The organism is Thauera linaloolentis 47Lol = DSM 12138 (assembly GCF_000310205.1).
GTDB classification, from domain to species: domain Bacteria; phylum Pseudomonadota; class Gammaproteobacteria; order Burkholderiales; family Rhodocyclaceae; genus Thauera; species Thauera linaloolentis.
Window position 1 is genome coordinate 13,650 of the sequence record NZ_AMXE01000052.1, and the last position, 14,531, is coordinate 28,180.

The following is a 14,531-nucleotide window of genomic DNA, read 5'->3' on the forward strand; positions in this document are numbered from 1 at the left end:
CATACAAGAATGAATAAAGTCTGGATCATCGACGACGACCGCTCCATCCGCTGGGTACTCGAAAAGGCCTTGAGCCGCGAGGACATCCCCTACCGCAGCTTCAGCTCCGCCAGCGAGGCGCTCGAAGAGCTCGACCGCGCCGGCCAGCCGCCGGCCGTGATGCTCTCGGACATCCGCATGCCGGGCGAATCCGGCCTGGATCTGCTGCAGAAGGTGAAGGAGCGCCATGCGCAACTGCCGGTCATCATCATGACGGCCTACTCCGACCTCGACAGCGCGGTCTCCGCCTTCCAGGGCGGCGCCTTCGAATACCTGCCCAAGCCCTTCGACGTCGATCAGGCCGTCGCACTGGTCAGGCGCGCACTGGATCAGGGCATGCATCAGAACAGTGCATCCGAGGAGTCCGCGCTCGCCCCCGAGATCCTCGGCCAGGCGCCGGCGATGCAGGAGGTGTTCCGCGCCATCGGCCGCCTCGCGCATTCGCACGCCACCGTGCTGATCAACGGCGAATCGGGCAGCGGCAAGGAACTGGTGGCGCGCGCCCTGCATCGCCACAGCCCGCGCCGCGACGCGCCCTTCATCGCCATCAACACCGCGGCGATCCCGCGCGACCTGCTCGAATCCGAACTGTTCGGCCACGAGCGCGGCGCCTTCACCGGCGCCGCCACCCAGCGCCGCGGCCGCTTCGAGCAGGCCGACGGCGGCACGCTGTTCCTGGACGAGATCGGCGACATGCCGGCCGAACTGCAGACCCGCCTGCTGCGCGTGCTGTCCGACGGCCATTTCTACCGCGTCGGCGGCCAGCAGCCGATCCGCGCCAACGTGCGCGTGATCGCCGCCACCCACCAGGACCTGGAAGAGCGGGTGCGCCAGAACCTGTTCCGCGAGGATCTCTTCCATCGCCTCAACGTCATCCGCCTGCGCTTGCCACCGCTGCGCGAGCGGCGCGAGGACATTCCGCTGCTGGTGCGCCACTTCCTGCAGAAGAGCGCGCAGGAACTGGGCGTGGAGCGCAAGCGCATCTCGGACGCGGCGATCGAGTATCTGCAGGGCCAGCCCTTCCCCGGCAACGTGCGCCAGCTCGAAAACCTGTGCCACTGGCTGACGGTGATGGCGCCGGCCCAGGTGGTCGAAGTCGCCGACCTGCCGCCGGAAATACGCGACCAGCCCATGCGCGAAGTGCCGACGAGCTGGATCGACGGCCTGGGCGCCGAGGCCGACCGCCTGATCGCCGCCGCGCCGGGCTCGGTGTTCGAGCAGCTCACCCACGCCTTCGAACGCACCCTGATCCGGCGCGCGCTGGCCGCCACCGGCGGCCGCCGCATCGAAGCCGCGCAGTTGCTGGGCATCGGCCGCAACACCATCAGCCGCAAGATCCATGAACTCGGCATGGAAGAAGACCGCGGCAGCACTCACACCAGCGGAGACGAGGCCGCCGGCTGAAGCCCCGCGAACCGCATGCAGCACCCCCGGCATTGCCGCCGCGCCGCATGCGGCATGGCGCACGACGGCGCACCGTGCTCGTGCGCAGGGCGCGGTTGACGGATAATGCGGCGAAATTATCCGTCCTCAACCCCAGACCGTGTCCGCAACCTCCACTTCAGGCTCCGCCAACCTCGCCCAGGCCATCTCCCGGCTCGGCCCGCTCGCCACACGCTTCGCGCTAGCGTGGACCGACGCCTGTACCTCAACCAACAGCGTACTGATGGAACGCATGCCGGCCGATGACGGCACGGTGCATGTGCTGGTCGCCGACAGGCAGACCGCGGGCCGCGGCCGGCGTGGGCGGCAATGGCAGTCATGGCCGGAGGGCAGCCTGACCTTTTCGCTGGCATGGCGGTTCGCGGCCAGCACGCCGGCGCCCGCCGGGCTGTCGCTGGCCGCGGGCCTGGCCGTCGCGCGCGCGCTCGAACGGATCGGCGTGCCCGGGGTGCAACTGAAGTGGCCCAACGACGTCCTGGTCAACGGTGAAAAGCTGGTCGGCATCCTGGTCGAGCTGCAGCCCGCGCGCGACCGTTCGCTGGCCGCGGTGATCGGCATCGGCATCAACCTCAGCCTGCCGCCCGACGCCCATGTCGAGCATCACGCCGGCGTCACCGACCTCGCGCGCGCGCTGGAGTCCACCCCGCCTTCGCGCCCGGCCTTGCTGGCGTACGTGCTCGCCGAGCTCCATCTTCTGCTCGATACCTATTCCGTGGCCGGCTTCGCCGCGCTGAAGAATGCGTGGGAGCAGCGCAACGCATTCGCCGATCTGCCGGTGCGCATCAGCAGCGACCACGAATCCACCGACGGCACCTGCCTCGGCGTCGATGACGACGGCGCTCTGCTGCTCGATACCGCCAGCGGCGTGCAGCGCATCCTGGCCGGCGACGTGTCGCTGCGCCCGCTCGGCGGAGAGACCGCGTGATACTGCTGATCGACGCCGGCAATACCCGCATCAAGTGGCAGTTGCAGGCCGCCGCAAGCGGCCGCATCGACGCCGAGGGGGCCGTCGCCCACGAGGACATCGCTGCCCTCTCGCACCTGGGCCAGGCCGCAGCCAGCCCGCTTCGGGTCGTGGGCAGCAACGTGGCGGGGGCGGTCACCGCCGCGCGCATCTCCACCGCGCTGGGCGTGGAGCACATCGAATGGCTGCGCCCCGGCGCGCAGGCCTGCGGCGTGCGCAACCTGTATGCCGACCCGGGCCAGCTCGGCGCCGACCGCTGGGCCGCGCTGATCGGCGCGCGCGACCTGCATCCCGGCGCCTGCCTGGTGGTGATGGCGGGCACGGCCACCACGGTGGACCTGCTATCGGCCGCTGGTGAGTTCCTCGGCGGACTGATCCTGCCCGGCGTCGAGCTGATGCAGCAGTCGCTCGCCGCCGGCACGGCCCAGTTGCCGCTCGCCACGGGCCGCTTCACCCCCCAGCCACGCAATACCGTCGATGCGATCCGTTCCGGCTGCCTGCAGGCGCAGGCCGGCGCCATCGAACGCATGTTCCGCCAGGTCGCTGGCCAGCCCGATGCCCTGTGCCTGCTGGGCGGCGGCGCCGCCGACGCCTTTGCCGACCTGCTCGGCATTCCGCTGCGGCGCTTCGAAAACCTGGTGCTGCACGGCCTTGCCGTCGCCGCCGCACACTGAACCCAACGGCACGCTCCCACGGAGAACCCCATGGAATCCACCCGCATCGAACTCGAAGCCGGCGACATCCCGACGCACTGGTACAACGTCGTCGCCGACATGCCAACGCCGCCCGCCCCGCCGCTGGGGCCGGACGGCAAGCCGGCGACGCCCGAACAGATGGGGGCGATCTTCCCCGGCGCCATCCTCGAACAGGAGATGAGCGCCGAGCGCTGGATCGCGATTCCCCAGGAAGTGCGCGAAATCTACCGCCTGTGGCGCCCCAGCCCGCTGGTACGCGCGGTACGCCTCGAACGGGCACTCGGCACCCCGGCGAAGATCTTCTTCAAGTACGAAGGCGTGTCGCCGGCCGGTTCGCACAAGCCGAACTCCGCCGTGCCGCAGGCCTTCTACAACAGGCAGGCCGGCATCAAGCGCCTGACCACCGAAACCGGCGCCGGGCAGTGGGGCTCGTCGATCGCCTTCGCCGGGCAGATGTTCGGGCTGGAGGTGCGGGTGTACATGGTGAAGGTGAGCTACGAGCAGAAGCCCTACCGCCGCCTGATGATGCAGACCTGGGGCGCCGAGGTGTTCCCCAGCCCGTCGCCGCTGACCGAAACCGGCCGCCGCCTGCTGGCCGAGAACCCCGACAACGAAGGTTCGCTCGGCATCGCCATCTCGGAGGCGGTCGAGGAGGCGGCGAGCCGCGCCGATACCAACTACACGCTGGGTTCGGTGCTGAACCATGTCGTGCTGCACCAGAGCATCATCGGCCTGGAGGCGAAGAAGCAGTTCGACAAGGCCGGACTCTACCCCGACGTCGTCATCGGCCCCTGCGGCGGCGGATCGAGCTTTGCCGGCATCGCCTTCCCCTTCCTGGCGGACAAGGCCAGCGGCGACAAGCGCGCGCAAGGGCTGCGCTGCATCGCCGTCGAGCCGAGTTCCTGCCCAACACTGACCAAGGGCCGCTTCACCTACGACTACGGCGACGCCTCGGGCTTCACCCCGCTGATGAAGATGTATACGCTGGGCCACGACTTCATGCCGCCCGGCATCCACGCCGGCGGCCTGCGCTACCACGGCGACTCGCCGCTGGTGTCGCAATTGTTCAACGACGGCCTGATCGAGGCGGTCGCGGTGCCGCAGCTGGCGACCTTCGACGCAGGCGTGCAATTCGCCCGCGCCGAGGGCATCATCCCGGCACCGGAGTCCTGCCACGCCATTCGCGCGGCAATCGACGAGGCCCTGCGCTGCAAGGAAAGCGGCGAAGCGAAGACGATCCTGTTCAACCTCACCGGCCACGGTCACTTCGACATGAGTTCGTATGAACGCTACTTCTCCGGCAAGCTCGAGAACTACGACTACCCTGCCGACGCAGTGGCGGCGTCGCTCGCCCATCTGCCCAAGCTGGGCTGACGCAAGCGGCAGGCGGCGAACATGCGCCCCATCCACTCCACCCGCTAGACGGCAGGCATGAGCATGCGCCGCATCCTCGTCATCGTCCTCGTCGCATCGAATGCGCTCGCCTTCGCCGGCATCCAGGGCTGGCTGGGCGGCGCCGCGCCACGCATCGAACCCGAACGCATCGGCAACCAGCTCGACCCGCAACGGATCCGGCTGGCCTCCGATCCGCCGCCCCCGCAGGAATCGCCGGCGGCACCCGAGGCCATGGCAGACACGTCCGCCGCCGTGGCGGACGAAGCGCCGCCCCCGATAGCCGATGCCGGCGAGCAGACAGCCGGCGACGGCCAGGCCAACGCCATCGCGGCACGATCCGCCAATCCACCGCAGCAAGATCCCGTCGGCGAAGCGGCCGCCGGCACGGTGCCCGCGCCGCAACAACCGGAAAGCGAGCCGCAATCCGCCGCCACTCCGGCGGTGGCCGACGCGGCCCTGAGCTGTGTTGCATGGAGCGGCCTGAGCCAGGCCGACGCCGACGCCCTCACACGCCGCCTGCGCCGCAGCGGCGCGGAGGCCGAACGCAGCAAGACCGACACGCCCAGCTCGTGGTGGGTGCGCATTCCGCCCCAGGGCAGCCGGGAACAGGCCGAAAGGCAGGCGCAGGAACTGCGCACGCTCGGGGTCAAGGATCTGTTCATCGTGCAGGATGCCGGGCCGGCGCAATACGCCATTTCGCTCGGCGTGTTCAAGACCGACACCCGCGCGCGCCAGTTGCTGAACCAGTTGCGCGCCCAGGGCGTGCGCAACGCCGGCGTGGAGGCGCGCCTGAGTACCACTTACCGGGTCCAGGCCCGGGTCGCCGCGGACGCGGTGCGGAGCATCGAGAGCGGCGTGCGAGGCATCGCCGCCCGGCGCACGGCCTGCACCCCGCGCTGAACTTTCGAGCAAAGCCGATGGCAACCGCCCCCCCCTCTCCTTCACGCCCCTTCATCGTTGGCCTGACCGGCGGCATCGGCAGCGGCAAGAGCGCCGCGGCCGAGCTTTTCGTGGAGCACGGCGCCGGCCTGGTGGATACCGACGCCATCGCACACGCGCTGACCGCGGCCGACGGTGCCGCGATGCCGGCGATTCACGCACGATTCGGCGACGCCGTCATCGCCGCCGATGGCAGCCTGGACCGCGCGGCGATGCGGGCGCGCGTCTTCGCGCAGGCCGATGCGCGCCAGCAGCTCGAGGCCATCCTGCACCCGATGATCCGCGACGAAAGCGCGCGCCAATGCACCACGGCGCGGGGGATCTACGTCATCCTTGCGGTTCCGCTGCTGGTCGAATCGGGCGGCTATCGAACGCGCTGCGACCGGGTGTGCGTGGTGGACTGCCCGCCCGAGATACAGGTGGAACGCGTGCGGGCACGCAGCGGACTCGAGGAAGCTCAGATTCGCGCCATCATGGCCACCCAGGCAAGCCGCGACCAGCGGCTTGCCGCCGCGGACGACGTCATCGACAACGGCGCTTCCCTCGAGTACCTGCGCGCGCAGGTCGCCGCGCTGCATTCGCACTACGCCTCGCTCGCCGCCCGGCGGGCCTGAAGCGCCCGTGGCGCAAGGGCTGCGGCAAGGGGTGCAGGAGGCCTGTGTGCTATCATCCGGGCAACTTACGAGGGCGCGATTCTTGCGGAAAATGTGCGGTGATTAGCTACGAATATCCTCTCAACGAGCGCATCCGCACGCTGCTGCGACTCGAGGACCTGTTCGTCAAGGTCGCGCACTTCTCCGGGCACGACGCTCCACAGGACCATCACATCGCGCTGCAGACCATTTTCGAGACGCTGGAAGTCGCCAGCCGCGCCGATCTCAAGGTCGACCTGGTGCAGGAACTCGAGCGCCAGCGCCAGATCCTGATGTCCTTCCGCAACAATCCCGAGATCTCCGAGGAAGCCCTGGCCGGCGCGCTGTACGAGATCGAACAGGCTTCCACCGGGCTGCTGGCGATGGCGGGCAAGATCGGCCAGTACCTGCGCGAGAACGAGTGGTTGATGAGCATCCGCAGCCGCGCGGCGATACCGGGCGGCGTGTGCCAGTTCGATCTGCCGTCCTACCACTACTGGCTCAACCGCGAACCGGCCGCGCGCCGGCACGACCTCGACACCTGGATGGCGCCGATGGCGCCGATCCGCGAAGGCCTGGAGATCGTGCTGCGCCTGCTGCGCGCTAGTGGCCGACCCGAGGCGCAGCAGGCGCGCAGCGGCGCCTACCAATTGACGATGGCGGGCCGCAGCGCGCAAATGCTGCGCGTGCGCGTACCGCGCAATGATGCGGTCGTGCCCGAGATCAGCGCCAACAAGTACGCGCTGAACATCCGCTTCATGCTGCCCGAAACCGTTGCCCGCCCGCGCCTGGCCGAACGCGACGTGCATTTCGAGCTCACCTTCTGCAGTCTTTGAGCAAACGCCATGAGCAACACGCCGCGCACCGTATCCTGTCCGGCTTGCGGTAAAGCCGTGGTCTGGACGACCGAGAGCCGCTACCGCCCTTTCTGCTCGGCACGCTGCCGGCAGATCGACCTCGGTGCCTGGGCATCCGAGGCCTATCGCGTCCCCTCCTCGCCCCCCGACGCCGGCGACGGCGAAGAATTCCCGCCTCCCGGGACGGCGCGCGGCTGAACACGCCGCCGCGCCTCCCCGCCTGCCGGCCTCCTCAGGTCCCGGGCAACCGCCATGCCCCGCGAATCGCGGCGATGCCATGCGCGCCCGTATCGCGCGCCGTCTCCATGTCCGCCGTCCCCAGCCCCCCCAGCGCGAGCACGGGCATCGGCAGGCCCGCGGCCAGTTCACAGAAGCGCACCCAGCCCAGTCCGGGCTGGCCCGGGTGGGTTGCGGTCGGCGCCACCGGGCCCAGCACGGCGTAGTCCAGGCCCAGCGCGGCGGCATGTTCCAGTTCGTCGCGGCCGTGGCAGGAAGCCCCCACCCAGGCGCAATCGGGCCGCTGGCGCAGGCCCATCAGGCTGCGCGCGGGCAGATGCACGCCATCGGCCCTGACGGCCCGTGCCAACGCGAGATCGTCATTGAGCAGCACCAGCCCCTGGCAGGCATGGACACGCGCGACGACTTCGCGCGCGAACTGCTCGCGGCGCAGAGGATCGAGCGCGGACTCCCGTACCTGCACGAGGCGCAAACCGCCCGCCAGCGCGCGATCGAGCGCCGCAAGCTGCGCCTCGACGCCGATGGCGGCCGCCTGGGTGATCGCCATCATGCGCGGCAGGCGCAGCGCCTTCAGGATGGGACCGTTGGCGGGAAGCATCGGCTCGCGCGTGGCCTGTTCGGGCCGGACCCAGTCGAGCACGCTGTGCACCTTGCCATCCGGCTCGCCTTCCCAGGCCGACACCTCGAAGAAATGCAGGCGGACATGCGCATGTTCGTACAGGTGCTCACGCCGCAGCCACGGCCGCAGGTGGGTGACACGTATGCCAAGCTCCTCGTCGAGTTCGCGGCACAGGGCCTGTGCCGGCGTCTCGCCCGGTTCCACCTTGCCCCCCGGAAACTCCCAGTAGCCCGCATATACGGTATCCGGCCCCCGCTGGCCGAGCAGGTAGCGCCCATCCGCACGCAACAGCACGCCGGCAGCCACATCCACGAGCTTTCTCGCCATCGATCCGCCTCAGTCCTGCAACTGGCCGGCGTAGTCGCGCGCAAACTGCCACGCGACCCGGCCGGAGCGGGATCCGCGCATCAGCGCCCATTGCAGCGCTTCCTGCCGCGCTTCGTCGATGCGGGGCTGCGGCACGCCGAAGCTCGCGAGCCAGTGCGCGACGATGTCCAGGTACTCGTCCTGGCTGAAGGGGTAGAAGGAGATCCACATCCCGAAACGCTCGGACAGGGAGATTTTCTCCTCGGTCGCCTCGCCCGGATGGATCTCGCCATCGACATGGCGCGCCTGCAGATTCTCGTCGTGATATTCGGGCATCAGGTGACGGCGGTTGGAGGTCGCATACACGAGCACATTGTCCGACACTGCCGACACCGAGCCGTCGAGCACACTCTTGAGGGCCTTGTAGGCGTCCTCACCTTCCTCGAACGACAGGTCGTCACAGAACAGGATGAAGCGCTCAGGGCGCTGGTCGACCAGTTCGACGATCTCGGGCAGATCGACGAGATCAGCCTTGTCCACCTCGATCACGCGCAGGCCCCGTTCGCTGTATTCGTCGAGCAAGGCCTTGATCAGCGAGGATTTCCCGGTACCGCGCGCGCCGGTCAGCAGCACGTTGTTGGCACGCCGGCCGGCAAGGAACTGCTGGGTATTGCGGTCGATGCGCGCTTTCTGCTCATCGACGTCCTGCAGGTCGGCAAGGCGGATGCGATGGCGCGCGCGCACCGGCTTGAGGGCCGCGCGTCCGTGTCGCCGCTGCCAGCGGAAAGCGACGGCCGCGCTCCAGTCGGGCTCCGCCGCCGGGCCGGGCAGCAGGGTTTCGAGGCGTTCGAGCAGCCGCTCGGCACGGCTCATCAGGTCTGGCAGTTCAGTCATCGTGCTTGTCCTTGTCGTCGGCATCGTCCGGCGTGCTGGCATTCCCCCGTCGCGGCCAGGTTGCCCAGACGATGATCAGCAGCAAAAGGAGCGCGAGCCCTGCTTCGAGAAAGATCACCCACATTGCAAACCTCTGGGCCGGGGTGCCACCACCGGTATACTGTTGGCCGAAAGTTCTGCAGTCTAACCGATCCTCTCCATGATTCCGGCCCCTACCCGCCCCGCACGCCTTGCGCTGCCCTTCCTCCTTGCCCTGCTCGGCGCCTGTGCGACACCATCGAAAGCGCCCGATACCGAGGCGCAGTGTCCGCCGCAGAGCCCCTGCCCGGCCTGCCCCTCGTGCCCGCCGCCCGCCGCCGAGCGCCCGCCGGCGCCTGCGACTGCCCGGCCCGCCGATCCGGCAGCGGAACCTCCGCCTGCCGTGCAGGCAAGCTGGTCGTCGGTCGCCGGCTGGAGCGAAGACGATCCCGCCGCGGCCTGGCCCGCACTGCTCGCCTCCTGCTCGAAGCTGGCCCGCCAGCCGAACTGGAAGCCTGTATGCGACGCGGCATCCGCGCTCGGCAGCGCCCCCGGCAGCCAGCAGGCGCGGCGCTATTTCGAACAGCACTTCGTGCCCTGGCAATTGCTCGGCAGCGGCCCCAGCGCGGAAGGACTCGTCACCGGATACTACGAGCCCTTGATCCGCGGCAGCCGCAGCCGCTCCGGCCAATACGCGTGGCCGATCCATGGTGTGCCGGCGGACATGCTGACGATCGAACTCGGCGACGTCTATCCGGAGCTCAAGTCCTTGCGCCTCCGAGGGCGCATCGTCGGCAACAAGATCCTGCCTTACTGGACGCGGGAGCAGGTGCAGGAACGCGGGGCGCAGTTGCCCGCTCCCGTCCTGCTGTGGGCGGACGACCCGATCGACCTGTTCTTCCTGCAGGTGCAGGGCTCGGGGCGCGTTCAGTTGCCCGATGGCAAGACCGTCCGCATCGGCTATGCGGATCAGAATGGGCACCCTTACCAATCGATCGGACGCTGGCTCGTGGCAAAGGGAGAGCTCAGCCTGGACCAGGCCTCGATGGATGGCATCAAGCGCTGGGCGCGCGACAACCCCGACCGCCTGCGCGAGATGCTTAACGCGAACCCGAGCTACGTCTTCTTCCGCGAATTGCCGGTATCCGATGCGGGGCCCGTCGGCGCGCTCAGCGTTCCCCTCAGCGAAGGGCGCAGCATTGCAATCGACCCCCGCTACGTGCCACTGGGCGCGCCGGTGTTCCTGGCCACCACCCACCCCCTCAGCACGCGCCCCCTGAGCCGGCTGGTACTGGCACAGGACACGGGCAGCGCCATCAAGGGGGCGGTGCGGGCGGATTTTTTCTGGGGCTTCGGCGAGAAAGCAGGGCGCGAGGCCGGAAGGATGCGCCAGCAGGGGCGGATGTGGCTCCTGCTGCCCAAGGGCATGCAGCCGCCCCGCCGATGATCCCAGGTCCCGGAAGGCGGAAGGCTTACTTCGCCTTCACGCCGTCGAGCGCTTTCTCGAGCTCTGCCGCCGGCATGTAGCCGCCGATGCGGGTGCCGTCGGCGAGGAAGATCGTCGGTGTGCCGCTGATGCGCAACTGCTGGCCGAGCTGCACGTTCTGCGCGACCGCATTGGCGTCGCAATCGGCGTCGGCAGGCGCCTTGCCCTCCAGGACCCAGCCGGTCCAGGCCTTGGCCCGGTCCTTGGCGCACCAGATGTTGTTCGACTTGCTCGTCGAATCCGGGCTCAGGATCGGATACAGGAAGGTATAGATCGTGACATCGTCCATGCCTGCCAGATCCTTGGCCAGACGCTTGCAATAGCCGCAGTTCGGATCCTCGAAGGTTGCGATGACGCGCGTACCCTTGCCCTTTACCTGCTTGATCGCGCGGTCCAGCGGTAGCGAGGCGAAATCGATCGCGGACAGTTCGTTCATCCGTGCCTGCGTGACATCGCGGCGCGTCTCCGTGTCGATGATGCTGCCATCGATGATGAACGTCGCTTTCTCGTCGGTATAGACGAGTTGGCCATTCTTCAGCACCACCTCGTACAGACCAGCGTAAGTCGTACGCTTCACGGATTCAACCGCAGGCGCGCCGATGAAGCTCTCCATGCCCTTCTTTACCGCCTCCTCCGAGGCCTGCACGGGCCCCACCACTGCAAGGCTCAGCAAAAGTGCGATCGAAGGTGCCACGGTACGTTGAGCAAACAAGGTCATCGATATCTCCGGATGGATTCAGAAGCGCCCGTTGACCGCATAGCGCGTCAGGGCGTTCGTTAGGACTGGCAAATGGCCGGTGAGGTTCATCCCGGTATTACGCAAGGCCGAGAGAACGGGGTTTTGCTGGCCGAACAGGCGATTCAGCCCATGGGTCAGGTACTGCATCAGGAAAGGCTCTTCCGCCCGGGCCCGGGCATAGGCGCGCAGGACGGCAAGCTCTCCGATGTCCCGCCAGGTGGGTGCAGTCGCGAGAATCTCGGCCAGCGCCTTCGCGTCCTGGAAACCTAGATTGATGCCATGGCCCGACAACGGATGGATCGCATGCGCCGCATCGCCGATCAAGGCGACCCGCTCCTTGACCATCGATTCGACCCGCATCATGCGCAGGGGAAACGCCGCCCGTGGCGTGATCAGGCCGAGCGCGCCGAGCGCATGCCCACCCGCCGCGGCCACCCTGTCGCAGAATGCCTCCTCGTCGAGCGCTAGCAAGCATTCGGCCTCTTCGTCCGGCGCCGACCAGACCATGGACATCCGGTTTCCGGGCAGAGGTAGCCAGGCCAGGATGCCGTCGTCTCGGAACCATTGGAACGCCGTCGCACGATGCGGCGCGGCACAATCGAAATTGGCGACGACGCCACGCTCGCCGTAGGCGGAAACACTGGCATTGATGCCCGCCTGCCGGCGAACCCAGGAGTCCCGCCCATCCGCACCGACCACCAGGCGCGCGCGCAGCACCCGCCCGTCCTGCAGCCCGAGGGAGACGCCATCCCCCAGAAGCTCCAGGCTGGCCGGAGAAGCCGGGCAGAACAGTGCGACGTTGTGCTGCCGCTTCAGGCTTTCCCACAATTCCCGGTGAATGCGGTTGGATTCGCCGATCCACGCCAGTTCCGGCAAACCGCAGTCGTAGGCGGAAAAGCGCAACGCTCCCCCCGCATCACCGGAAACGCGCATCTCGGCAACGGCTTGCAGGCGCTCCCGCTCGAGATGCGGCCAGACGCCGAGTTCGTCCAGGAAGCGGATGCTCGCCGGGCTATAGGCATACACCCGCTGATCCCAGCCCGCCGGCAATTGCGGTGCGTTCGCTTCGACGACAGCCACCCTGAGGTGGCTGCGGCGCAGTGCAACCGCGAGCGCCGCTCCCGCCAATCCTCCGCCGACGACGATCAGATCGAAATTCATTCAAGCATCCAGGCAGTGACCCCAAGCCCGGCATTGTGCCGAATGCACATCGAGGCGTCACGTATCTGCCCGATAAAGCGCACGACACATGCAGGTGGCCGGGCATCGGGGCCCGGATGGGCGGGAATCATGAATGCCCCGCCCTCGACCGGTGTGCTCAGGCCCGTGCCCTTCTCGAGCGTATCAATCGACCCCCTGGCCCAAGACCACGCCGTTGACCTCAACCCCATACAGGTTCACACCGTCGTTGGCGTGATAGCGCAAGCGCGTCTTTTCGACCGAGCCCTCGACCAGGCGGGGGTCCTGCGGACGTTCATGGCTGTTCATGAATGCCGCCACATGCCAGGCCTCTGCGTCGGTGAGCGAGCCCCCCTGCCCGAGCGGCATGCTCTCCTTGATGAAGGATGCGGCCGTATTGATGCGATGCATCCCCGCCCCCCAGTTGAAGGAGTCCTTGCCCCACAAGGGAGGAAACACGTAGTTGTCGCCGGACTTCTGCCCCTGCCCCCCATCGCCATGGCAGATTGCGCATCTCTCCGCATATACCGCCTTGCCCTTGGCAATGTCGTAGCCGCCTTTGGGCTGACGAATTTCAGGATAGGCTCGTCCCGGCAATTCCTTGCCGATCGGCGCGCCAGTGGCGAGCCAGTACGAGTAGGCAGTCAATGCATTCAACACATGGCTATCCGCAGGAGGGACCTTGCCATTCATGCTGAACTGGAAACACCCCTGCATCCGCTCGACGTAGCTGTTGACCTTGTCGTTTTTCGACCGATAGGCCGGATACATCGGATAGGCCCCCCAGAGTGGAGCGGAGTTCGCCTTGCGTCCCTGCCCCAGATGGCAGTTGGTGCAATTCATTCCGTTGCCGACATACTCTGCGGCCCGATTGCGCGTATCGACAAAAATGGCGCGGCCTTCTTGCACTAGCTTGCCGAATGCGTTGTCCGGCAAATCACGCTCGGCCGGCGGTGTGAAAGCCGCCGGCATGCTGTGAGCGTGGACATCGGAGGCAGGCTGTGGCGTGAGCTGCGACTGGTCGTCCATTGCGATACCGGCAGCCAGCACGGGCGCGACCACTGTCAGCGCCGCCAAAGAGGAAACGAGCATGCTTTTCATCTCAAGTCTCCTCAATGGCTCAGGCCGGCAAAGTAGGCCGCAACGGCGGAGACCTCCTCGTCCGTCATGCTGCGGGCAATATGCCCCATCAAGTCGTTCGGATCATTCTTGCGGGAACCATCACGCCATGCATTGAGTTGGGCACTCAAATACTCGGCAGACTGGCCTGCCAGCGGCGGGAAATGATCCCCGACACCAACGGCTCCTGGCCCATGGCAAGCGACGCACTCCGGAATGTTGCGCCCCCAGGCTCCGCGCAATGCCAATACCGCGCCGGGAGAGTCCGCCAGATCGACACGCGTGACGTGCCGTGTTTCGGGCGACGGCATCGCCGATAGCATGGCAACCACCGCTTTGACCTCCTCATCGCCCAGCGCGCTCGCGATAGGTTTCATGACGGGATTGTCGCGGCTGCCACTTTTGAAATCCGCCAGCTGCTTGGCCAGATAGGCGGGTGACAGACCCGCCAGGCGCGGAAAGCCCGCCGGGCCGAGCCCTCTGCCATCCGCACCATGACAGGTGGCGCAGGCGATCGCGGCCGGATCGCCTCCCCCTTCGTTGTAGATCTTGCTTCCATCCACGGCTTGCGCAGACGACATCGTGATCAACGTCCCCAACGCTACCGAGAACGTGCAACAGGCGCGCTGAACACGCATCGCACTCTCCCCCTGTTATGGGCCTGCATGAATTCATGCGGACCTTTTTGAAAAACACATTTGGAGGGGAATGATTGGGGATAACGGAACAAACCACTATCAGAAATAGAGTCTATTCACAAACCCGCCAGGAGTGTGCTAGCAACGCTGGCTTTTTTCTCGCTGATGTTTTTCTGTTTTGTTTTTTCGGTCTTTAGCCGAGGTTGTTCTGGTCTTTTTCTGGAAGCGCCCTGTCTGAGGGGGATTTTGCTTTTCATGGCGTAGACGTTAAAACGCCCGATCAATGTTTTTTGATCGGGCGTTTTTGGGTAGTTAGTCTGACGATGACCTAC

At 67.2% G+C, this 14,531-nt stretch carries 17 protein-coding genes; 9 read left to right on the plus strand and 8 right to left on the minus strand.

Annotated elements, in window-relative coordinates; genetic code table 11:
- The first annotated feature begins 9 nt into the window (after positions 1–9).
- The 8 genes from ntrC to C666_RS19880 all read left to right on the plus strand — a co-directional run bounded on the left by ntrC (position 10) and on the right by C666_RS19880 (position 7,162).
- Positions 10–1,443: a nitrogen regulation protein NR(I) gene (gene ntrC, locus C666_RS12890; RefSeq protein WP_004340057.1), complete on the plus strand. Its 1,434-nt coding sequence runs from the start codon at positions 10–12 to the stop codon at positions 1,441–1,443.
- 139 nt (positions 1,444–1,582) lie between these two features.
- Positions 1,583–2,407: a biotin--[acetyl-CoA-carboxylase] ligase gene (locus C666_RS12895; RefSeq protein ID WP_038000433.1), complete on the plus strand. Its 825-nt coding sequence runs from the start codon at positions 1,583–1,585 to the stop codon at positions 2,405–2,407.
- Positions 2,404–3,120: a type III pantothenate kinase gene (locus tag C666_RS12900; RefSeq protein ID WP_004340060.1), complete on the plus strand. Its 717-nt coding sequence runs from the start codon at positions 2,404–2,406 to the stop codon at positions 3,118–3,120. The genes C666_RS12895 and C666_RS12900 overlap by 4 nt, the downstream gene beginning before the upstream one ends.
- 30 nt (positions 3,121–3,150) lie before the next feature.
- Positions 3,151–4,515 carry a TrpB-like pyridoxal phosphate-dependent enzyme gene (locus C666_RS12905; RefSeq protein WP_004340063.1) on the plus strand — a complete coding sequence of 455 codons (1,365 nt, stop codon included), beginning with the start codon at positions 3,151–3,153 and terminating at the stop codon, positions 4,513–4,515.
- Positions 4,516–4,572: 57 nt separating this feature from the next.
- On the plus strand, positions 4,573–5,436 hold the full coding sequence (locus tag C666_RS12910; RefSeq protein ID WP_004340064.1) for an SPOR domain-containing protein: 864 nt from the start codon (positions 4,573–4,575) through the stop codon (positions 5,434–5,436).
- A 17-nt stretch (positions 5,437–5,453) separates the two neighbouring features.
- Positions 5,454–6,089, plus strand: a complete 636-nt coding sequence (coaE, locus tag C666_RS12915; RefSeq protein WP_004340066.1) for a dephospho-CoA kinase — start codon at positions 5,454–5,456, stop codon at positions 6,087–6,089.
- Between the two features lie 98 nt (positions 6,090–6,187).
- Complete coding sequence (zapD, locus tag C666_RS12920; protein WP_004340068.1) at positions 6,188–6,943, plus strand: cell division protein ZapD; 756 nt, start codon at positions 6,188–6,190, stop codon at positions 6,941–6,943.
- A gap of 9 nt (positions 6,944–6,952) precedes the next feature.
- The gene (locus tag C666_RS19880; protein WP_004340070.1) at positions 6,953–7,162 is read left to right on the plus strand and encodes a DNA gyrase inhibitor YacG; all 210 of its coding nucleotides are present in this window, start codon (positions 6,953–6,955) and stop codon (positions 7,160–7,162) included.
- A 34-nt stretch (positions 7,163–7,196) separates the two neighbouring features.
- Here the strand turns inward: C666_RS19880 and C666_RS12925 are convergent, their stop codons facing one another.
- Genes C666_RS12925 through C666_RS21115 form a run of 3 tightly spaced genes read right to left on the minus strand, consistent with a single transcriptional unit; the run spans position 7,197 to position 9,144 of the window.
- Positions 7,197–8,147: a Nudix family hydrolase gene (locus C666_RS12925; RefSeq protein WP_004340072.1), complete on the minus strand. Its 951-nt coding sequence runs from the start codon at positions 8,145–8,147 to the stop codon at positions 7,197–7,199.
- A gap of 9 nt (positions 8,148–8,156) precedes the next feature.
- Positions 8,157–9,020, minus strand: a complete 864-nt coding sequence (locus C666_RS12930) for an ATP-binding protein (protein ID WP_004340074.1) — start codon at positions 9,018–9,020, stop codon at positions 8,157–8,159.
- Positions 9,013–9,144, minus strand: a complete 132-nt coding sequence (locus C666_RS21115) for a hypothetical protein (protein ID WP_281169773.1) — start codon at positions 9,142–9,144, stop codon at positions 9,013–9,015. The genes C666_RS12930 and C666_RS21115 overlap by 8 nt, the downstream gene beginning before the upstream one ends.
- Before the next feature lie 75 nt (positions 9,145–9,219).
- Here C666_RS21115 and mltA point away from each other — a divergent pair, with 75 nt between their 5' ends.
- Entirely contained in the window at positions 9,220–10,485 is a 1,266-nt protein-coding gene (gene mltA / locus C666_RS12935; RefSeq protein WP_245603904.1) for a murein transglycosylase A, read from the plus strand.
- 25 nt (positions 10,486–10,510) lie between these two features.
- Here the strand turns inward: mltA and C666_RS12940 are convergent, their stop codons facing one another.
- The 5 genes from C666_RS12940 to C666_RS20550 all read right to left on the minus strand — a co-directional run.
- Positions 10,511–11,242 carry a DsbC family protein gene (locus C666_RS12940; protein WP_004340077.1) on the minus strand — a complete coding sequence of 244 codons (732 nt, stop codon included), beginning with the start codon at positions 11,240–11,242 and terminating at the stop codon, positions 10,511–10,513.
- An 18-nt stretch (positions 11,243–11,260) separates the two neighbouring features.
- On the minus strand, positions 11,261–12,424 hold the full coding sequence (locus C666_RS12945) for a UbiH/UbiF family hydroxylase (RefSeq protein WP_004340079.1): 1,164 nt from the start codon (positions 12,422–12,424) through the stop codon (positions 11,261–11,263).
- A 183-nt stretch (positions 12,425–12,607) separates the two neighbouring features.
- Positions 12,608–13,543: a c-type cytochrome gene (locus C666_RS12950; RefSeq protein WP_004340081.1), complete on the minus strand. Its 936-nt coding sequence runs from the start codon at positions 13,541–13,543 to the stop codon at positions 12,608–12,610.
- An 11-nt stretch (positions 13,544–13,554) separates the two neighbouring features.
- A complete protein-coding gene (locus tag C666_RS12955) occupies positions 13,555–14,199 on the minus strand; it encodes a c-type cytochrome (protein WP_051019968.1) in 645 nt (214 codons plus the stop codon).
- Between the two features lie 116 nt (positions 14,200–14,315).
- Positions 14,316–14,531, minus strand: a 216-nt coding sequence (locus tag C666_RS20550; protein ID WP_157280497.1) for a hypothetical protein, incomplete at its 5' end; no start/stop codon positions are given.

What these genes read in the sequence shown, in the direction of transcription:
- C666_RS12950 (WP_004340081.1), bottom strand. Translation starts at nt 13,543, where the DNA reads ATGAAAAGCATGCTCGTTTCCTCTTTGGCGGCGCTGACAGTGGTCGCG.
- C666_RS19880 (WP_004340070.1), top strand. Translation starts at nt 6,953, where the DNA reads ATGAGCAACACGCCGCGCACCGTATCCTGTCCGGCTTGCGGTAAAGCC.
- C666_RS12905 (WP_004340063.1), top strand. Translation starts at nt 3,151, where the DNA reads ATGGAATCCACCCGCATCGAACTCGAAGCCGGCGACATCCCGACGCAC.
- C666_RS12940 (WP_004340077.1), bottom strand. Translation starts at nt 11,242, where the DNA reads ATGACCTTGTTTGCTCAACGTACCGTGGCACCTTCGATCGCACTTTTG.
- C666_RS12945 (WP_004340079.1), bottom strand. Translation starts at nt 12,424, where the DNA reads ATGAATTTCGATCTGATCGTCGTCGGCGGAGGATTGGCGGGAGCGGCG.
- C666_RS12955 (WP_051019968.1), bottom strand. Translation starts at nt 14,199, where the DNA reads ATGCGTGTTCAGCGCGCCTGTTGCACGTTCTCGGTAGCGTTGGGGACG.
- coaE (WP_004340066.1), top strand. Translation starts at nt 5,454, where the DNA reads ATGGCAACCGCCCCCCCCTCTCCTTCACGCCCCTTCATCGTTGGCCTG.
- C666_RS12930 (WP_004340074.1), bottom strand. Translation starts at nt 9,020, where the DNA reads ATGACTGAACTGCCAGACCTGATGAGCCGTGCCGAGCGGCTGCTCGAA.
- mltA (WP_245603904.1), top strand. Translation starts at nt 9,220, where the DNA reads ATGATTCCGGCCCCTACCCGCCCCGCACGCCTTGCGCTGCCCTTCCTC.
- C666_RS12910 (WP_004340064.1), top strand. Translation starts at nt 4,573, where the DNA reads ATGAGCATGCGCCGCATCCTCGTCATCGTCCTCGTCGCATCGAATGCG.
- C666_RS12925 (WP_004340072.1), bottom strand. Translation starts at nt 8,147, where the DNA reads ATGGCGAGAAAGCTCGTGGATGTGGCTGCCGGCGTGCTGTTGCGTGCG.
- C666_RS21115 (WP_281169773.1), bottom strand. Translation starts at nt 9,144, where the DNA reads ATGTGGGTGATCTTTCTCGAAGCAGGGCTCGCGCTCCTTTTGCTGCTG.
- ntrC (WP_004340057.1), top strand. Translation starts at nt 10, where the DNA reads ATGAATAAAGTCTGGATCATCGACGACGACCGCTCCATCCGCTGGGTA.